Raw genomic sequence first — 6,280 nt, 5'->3', positions numbered from 1 at the left:
GTAGGCGTTGGTGTCTCTATAGGAGCTGGCGTGGGAGGCAAAGGAGGTACAGGCTCTTCAAGCACAGCCTCAGGCGGAGGGGTCGGGGTTGGCGGCTGAGTTAAAAAGGGCGTTACCTGTTCCAGCAGCTCGGCATAGAAGATTCCGTCCTGCTCCGGCCCAAAGCGGCCCACCGCCCAGCGGTGACGGGGCACAAACAGGGTTTGCAGCAGCACTTCCCGACTGGCGAAAGAGGGAGTGCCCACAAAGGCGTAGCCATCGACAATGACACGGTTCAAGTCAGGCCGAGTTTGAAACACCCGGTCCACCTCCCGCAGCATCTCCGCATCCAGCCGCTCCAGCAGAGTTCCCAGAGTGTCTTCAGGCCTGACCAAAACTCGCACTGGAAAGCGATAGCTTTCGCATCGATACTCTCCGCAGAGCTTAACCAGCTCGTTCCGAACTCGGATCTGCACTGCCGGATCGATATCTCTCACCGGTGGTGAGACTTCTGGCTCTGGCTTTTGTTCCGCTTCCTGGGCCCAAGTCAAGAGGTGGCCACCCCAAGCTCCCAATAGCAGCGATCCGCACAACAAGGCGAGTTCCCAACCTCCAAGGGGAAGGCTCCAGCCTGGGCTGCCTCGCTCAGGGCGTTGTGAAAGCAGGAGATTGGGATCCCGATTCTTACTCAGCGGGCTGTTCATAGGTTAACCACTACGGCGTCGATAGCTACCGCCAACTCTACCCGACATGGCCCTAGGAGGCACTAGGCTAAAACGGAGCCGCTCCTGCTGGATGTCGCTGCTCAAAGGATCAGGGGGAGGGATTGCTGGATTACCAAATCCGTTCGCTGCAGCTTGCCGAAATGGCTGTAGTCTAATCTGGAGAAGCTAATGATCCTGCAAGAGGTATCTATGGCAGCGCCAACATCAAAGGTTTGGGGATCCCCTCTGAAGCTTTTTTGGGGCTTCCTAGCCTCGGCTGCCCTCCTGGCAGGCTGTGGGGGAGCTGGAGGGACGGTGCCACCTCCAGTCAATGTTTGCGCGCAAGCCTTTCCAGCGATTTTCGAGGCCAAGAGCTTGCGCCCAGGAGCAAGGCGCAGTGGAACCTTGGGGCCAAATAGCGACTTGGAGATCTACTTTGATGAGAAGGACAATGTCATAAATGCCCGGGAAGTCCCACCTCCCCCTGGCACGTTTACCTTTTATGTCGATGGATTCCTTTACTTTCCTTCTGCAGCCAATGTTACAGGAGTTACTATCCGCCTAACTAGTCCAGTCTTCGACCCTCTGCTGGTCATCTTTGGTCTTGATGTCAACAGGGAGACTGATCCGGAATTCTTCTTCATCAACGATGACGCAAAGCCTGGTGATTTCACCACCTCCGAGCTGACGATCCCAGTACGGCTAGACCGCTGTTACTTAGTGCTGGTGCAAAGCTACTGGGCCCAGAATTCCCGCAGCGTTGCTCCGGGTAGCCCAGGCCGAGGTCCCTATACCCTCGAGGTGGTGAGGGAAACCTCTGCCGCGCCTCCTCCTCCCCCTCCCATCCAGCAGAAGCCTGACGACAGGGAAAACGGCGGTGGCGGTGACCGAGGCGGTGTGGGTATTTAGCTCTGGCGGGTAAGCCTAATGGCAAAGCTTGCGCTGCCACAGGTGGCTGCGCCGCGAATCAAACGCCCGTCAGAGCTGACGGTACCGCTCCACGTGACAGTTGGAGTACCGCTACCCCCTATCCTGCCGCTAACAGAAAGTTGGTTGCCGATGAGCTGGCCACTGCGCTCAGAAAAGCTGGGTGAGGAAATGGTAATCTGATCGCCGTTTTGCTGAATGGAAACGGTTTCCTGGATGCCAGTTGCAACATTGATCTTACACAGGGATCCCTGCCAGATAAAGGATCCTCCCTCGTAGAGCCACTGGCCGCTCAAAGCAAGCTCTGGGGCAGGTGTTGGCGTTGCTGGGGTCGGTGTCGAGGTGGGCGTCGGGGCCAGAGTTGGAGTGGGGGCAGGGGTACGAGGGACAAGCGGCGTGAATCGGGGGATAGGGGTAAGCGTTGGTGTTGGCACTGGCGTGGGAGTGGGTGTTGGGGTTGGAGGGGGTGTTGGTGCCGGAGTTCGAGTAGGCGTTGGCACCGGAGCAGGAGTGGGTGTCGGTGCAGGGGTTCGTGTAGGCGTCGGCAGTGGAGCAGGAGTAGGTGTCGGGGCTGGAGTTCGAGTAGGTGTCGGCACGGGAGTGGGAGGGGGTGTCGGTGTTGGCGTCGGGGTGGGGGCCGGTGCTGGCGTTGGGGTGGGGGAGGGCTTGAGTGTAGGGGTTGGGGTGACTTCAGCAGTAGGGATCGGCTCCGGCTCTTCCTGGGTATCGCGGATAGTTGGGCGCGGCCAGAGCAAAAAGGCGGCTAGCAGAGCCACAGCGCCTCCCCCAACCCAGAGCCACTTCAGGCTGCTGGTGGAAGGCTGCAGAACCGTTTGGGGAGCAGCTTGTGGCAGAGGGGTATCCGTTGGTGGGGGTGCGGCAAGGCGATCCTGGGGAGGGGCAGCCGGGAGCGTGTCGCTAGCTTGGATGACTGTGGAGGGCGCTTTGGCCGTTTCGCCTTCGGTTTTGGTGGAGGAGAGCTCCGGTGCAGCTTCTGCTGAGGTAGCTTTCCGCTCAGCGATGTAGTAGGGGATCCCCGCACCTGGAGGAGGGATTGGCTCCTCTTCAATGAGCTCTAGATCCTCATCGCGGATATCCTCAAAGGTTCCTGAACCTGAGCTGGGGGGGGTGCGCAGTGGCTGGGAAGCGGAAGAAGGAGCTTTGGTGTTGGGGAGGAGGACGGTGCTGGCTTGGCTGGGGGGAAGTTGGTTGGCCACCGTCAGCTCATAGGCTTGCAACAGCCGCTCTGCCAGCTCCTGCATGGTCTGCGGCCGCTCGTCCGGGTTTTTCTTCAGACAATCCATCACCACCGCTACTATGGCGGGTGGGATCGGCTGGGGGGCTGTCTCCGGGTTGATCTCAAGGGGGTTTTCATAGCAATGGGCGTGGATCCAACTGTGCAATGAGTCGGTTTCCAAGCGAAAGGGCATGGATCCCGTCAGCATCTCGTAGAGCACCACCCCTAGGGAGTAGATGTCTGAGCGGGCATCCAGAGATTTGCCGCGTACCTGTTCAGGAGAGGCGTAACGAGCTGTGCCGATAAATCCGCCCCCTTTTTGGGTGCCTAGACTAAGGGTGTGATCCGCCAGCGTTTTGGCCACGCCGAAGTCGAGGATCTTGAGCTGAGACGTAAGCTGACCATCTTGAAAAACGCGCTCGACAAACAGGTTGCTGGGCTTGATGTCGCGGTGAATCACGCCCCGAATCTCGCGGCCTTCCACGTTAGCTCGGAAGGTGTGGGCAAAGTGCAGCCCTTCACAAGCCTGCAGGGCCAGCCGAATGGCCTGCCGAACTGGCAAGGCTCCTTTTTCTCGGATTAGCTTCCCCAGATCCTGTCCCTTGAGGTACTCCATCACCAAATAGGCGTGCTCCCCCTCTTGGCCGTGATCCAGGACTTTGACGATGCGAGGATGTTGGCCTAAAAGGGTGCTGACGCGGATCTCTTCGGCAAAGCGGCGGCGCAAATCATCGAGCTGGGCGTTCCCTCGGCTCAGCAGGGTAGGGGCATACAGGATCTTGACCGCCACCTCTTGGCCGTTGTTGTGTAAGTCCAAAGCCCGAAAGACGGATCCCATGCCGCCACCACCGATTTCCTGAATCAGTTGGTAGCGGCCACCCAAGAGGCGATTGGTGGGATCGGGGACCATAGGTTTGCAGGCACAAAGCAGCTTGGGCAGGGATGTCCATACGATAAACCAATTGCTGGAGTTTATACCCGCTCACTCAGGGATCCCGTTTGCTACCTAAGGGGATAGTCATCCTCAGACCCTCTCTCTGGGAGCAAGAGGTAGGGGTAGCGCTCCGGGCCACTCGCGCGTTCGCAACAGCGCAGCAATAACGACGTAACAAGCTGTTTCACTGCCATTCGTTAGATCAAAAAATTCCCAGTAAATTGTGAAAAAAAGCGGAAGAGAACGCTTGAGGAAATTTGTCTGGGCGACCCCCAGCTTGAAGAGGGATGATGGGAAAGGATCCCTGCGCGAGGTCAGCCATGGATCTGGGCTTGGTGGTGATTGCCTACAAGGAGGGGGATCGCCAGAGCAAGGCTACCTGCCAGCTGTGTGCGGAGCAGCTGCGTCGGCGCGGCGTTACGGTACTGACGGCTCCCACTGGCTTGCACCACAACCCCTACCCGGTCTTTTTGGAGGCCACCTCGGATCCCATCGATTTGGCGGTGGTGTTGGGGGGAGACGGCTCGGTGTTGGCGGCGGCCCGCCACCTTGCTCCCCATGGGATCCCCATTTTGCCCATCCAGTCGGGAGGCAGGCTGGGGTTCTTGGCCCAGTCGGAGCAGGTGCTGCACCAGGATCCCTGGGATCGCATTCAGGCAGGAGACTTTGTCCTCCAAGCTCGCATGATGTTGCAGGCCCAGATTTGGGAGCAGCCCCAACTGGGACAAGGGGCTGTCCCTGGAGAGGGAAAGCAGGAGGGCCGCCCGGTTAGCGAAGTGTACTACGCCCTCAACGAAATGTGCCTAAAGCCCATCAACCGGGAACGCCTGCCCGCCGCCATCATGGAAATCGAAGTCAATGGCGAGGTCTTGGATCAGTACCACGGAGATGGCGTGCTGGTGGCTACTCCAACGGGATCCACCTCCTACACCTTGGCAGCCAACGGCCCCATCCTCGAGCCTACCTTTGAGGCCATCATCATCACCCCCATCTGTCCCCTCAGCTTGTCCAGCCGGCCCATTGTTATCAGCGGCACGGCCACGGTGGAGATCTGGCCCCTTGCCGATCCAGAAGGGCTGACCCGCCTCTGGACGGATGGTGTCTTGGCTCAATCGGTCAACCCTGGCCAGTGGGTGCAAATTCGACGCGCTCCCCTGCCAGCCAAGCTGCTGATCTTAGAAAAAGACCTTTCCTACTTCCGCACCCTGCGAGAGAAACTGCAGTGGGCCGGCAGCCGCATCTACATTCCCACTACCAACCACTGCCCGCCAGGGAGATAGGGAGGCCTTACTCGATCGGGATGAATTGCAGCAGGGATCCTGGCTCAACGAGATGACCTGGCACCGCTTCCCCCTCCTGAGGAGGGTGAGCTAGGAGCAGGCAGCGATCTTGGGGAGTGAGGCTGAAGCCAGTAGGGGAGTTGGAGGGCCCTTGGGAGCCTAGCTGCGGGTCCCCGACGAACGTCAGTTGGGCTAGGAGGGCCAACAGCCAGTCGAGATGGGGCAGATCGGCCCCGAAAGCAGTTCGCGTCTGCAAGGTGGCCAGAGCCACGGGGTAGCCTTCTCGAATCAAATAAGTGAGGATCCCAGCGCAGCGTTCTACAGCCCGCTCCAGCTTGTTGCGATGCGCTTCAGGGCTTTCTCCCCGCGGCTGCCAGCGATTTTCAAAGCAGAGGACAATGGCCTGGGAACGGGGGCGCTCCAGCTCCCGCACGACCAGTTGATCTCGCTTGGCCGAGATCTTCCAATGCACAGAGCGCACATCATCTTGGGGACGGTATGGCCGCAGGCCGAGGTAGTCCCCCTCCTGGCCGGGCTGAGGGCGCAACTGGCTGCTGCCGCTAAAGTGCTCCCACAGCAGCAGTCCCTGGACGAGGGCAGGCTGGGGAAATACAATCACCGCCTGCGGCTCCTCGATCGCCACTGCCTTGCGAAAGAGTTCAAAAGGAAAGCTGGTGGCAATCTCAAAACCCTGCAGCTGCCACACCCCTCGCCTTGGGAAGGTGTGCTGATAGAAGGTGTCCAGCTTGGCACCGGGATCCAACCGCAGCACATAGCTGGAAGGCCAATCCGTCCGCTTCAGTCCCTCGATGCGTTCCCTCACCTGGAGGGAAAAACTGGGCAGGCGCCGTTTGCGATTGACCAGCGTCAGCCCCACCAAGACCGGCTGGCCAGCAAAGATGCGGCTGGGCAACTGCCGGCTCACCTCCAGATTCTTGAGGGTAAGCTCGGAGAGGAGGCCGCTAAGAAGAATGAGGCTAAGCAGCATCCCCAGAACCAAGTAGAGGGGATTGTTGCCAGTGTTAAAGGCGGCAATACTCACTAGGAGCGTGATCCCAACAAACCAGCCCCCGATGCGAGTAAAGCGCAGGCGGCGCAGAAAACGAACGCGCTCTTTCGATGACAGCTTTGCAGGGACAGCTCCGAGTTGGGGAAACTGGTGCAACCACGGAAATAGTTGAAGTAATCTTCGGCTGAGCTTCGATAGCACCTGAGCTCC

At 59.3% G+C, this 6,280-nt stretch carries 5 protein-coding genes; 2 read left to right on the top strand and 3 right to left on the bottom strand.

Annotated elements, in window-relative coordinates; translation table 11 throughout:
- On the bottom strand, positions 1–530 hold a 530-nt coding region (locus NW807_RS06880; protein WP_414425645.1), incomplete at its 3' end, for a hypothetical protein.
- A 558-nt stretch (positions 531–1,088) separates the two neighbouring features.
- On the opposite strand from NW807_RS06880, the gene NW807_RS06875 reads away from it, so the two are divergent.
- Positions 1,089–1,592, top strand: a complete 504-nt coding sequence (locus tag NW807_RS06875; RefSeq protein WP_414425644.1) for a hypothetical protein — start codon at positions 1,089–1,091, stop codon at positions 1,590–1,592.
- Here the strand turns inward: NW807_RS06875 and NW807_RS06870 are convergent.
- Positions 1,589–3,757 carry a serine/threonine protein kinase gene (locus NW807_RS06870; RefSeq protein ID WP_414425643.1) on the bottom strand — a complete coding sequence of 723 codons (2,169 nt, stop codon included), beginning with the start codon at positions 3,755–3,757 and terminating at the stop codon, positions 1,589–1,591. The two genes, NW807_RS06875 and NW807_RS06870, sit on opposite strands and share 4 nt — an antisense overlap.
- Before the next feature lie 344 nt (positions 3,758–4,101).
- On the opposite strand from NW807_RS06870, the gene NW807_RS06865 reads away from it, so the two are divergent.
- On the top strand, positions 4,102–5,061 hold the full coding sequence (locus tag NW807_RS06865; RefSeq protein ID WP_414394599.1) for an NAD(+) kinase: 960 nt from the start codon (positions 4,102–4,104) through the stop codon (positions 5,059–5,061).
- Between the two features lie 7 nt (positions 5,062–5,068).
- Here the strand turns inward: NW807_RS06865 and NW807_RS06860 are convergent, their stop codons facing one another.
- A complete protein-coding gene (locus NW807_RS06860; protein WP_414425642.1) occupies positions 5,069–6,103 on the bottom strand; it encodes a DUF58 domain-containing protein in 1,035 nt (344 codons plus the stop codon).
- Between the last annotated feature and the right edge of the window lie 177 nt (positions 6,104–6,280).

This window comes from Synechococcus sp. R70.1 (genome assembly GCF_047461675.1).
In the GTDB taxonomy this organism is placed as follows: Bacteria; Cyanobacteriota; Cyanobacteriia; order Thermostichales; family Thermostichaceae; genus Thermostichus.
The sequence above is the reverse complement of the archived record's forward strand: the minus strand, read 5'-3'. Positions and strand labels throughout refer to the sequence as shown.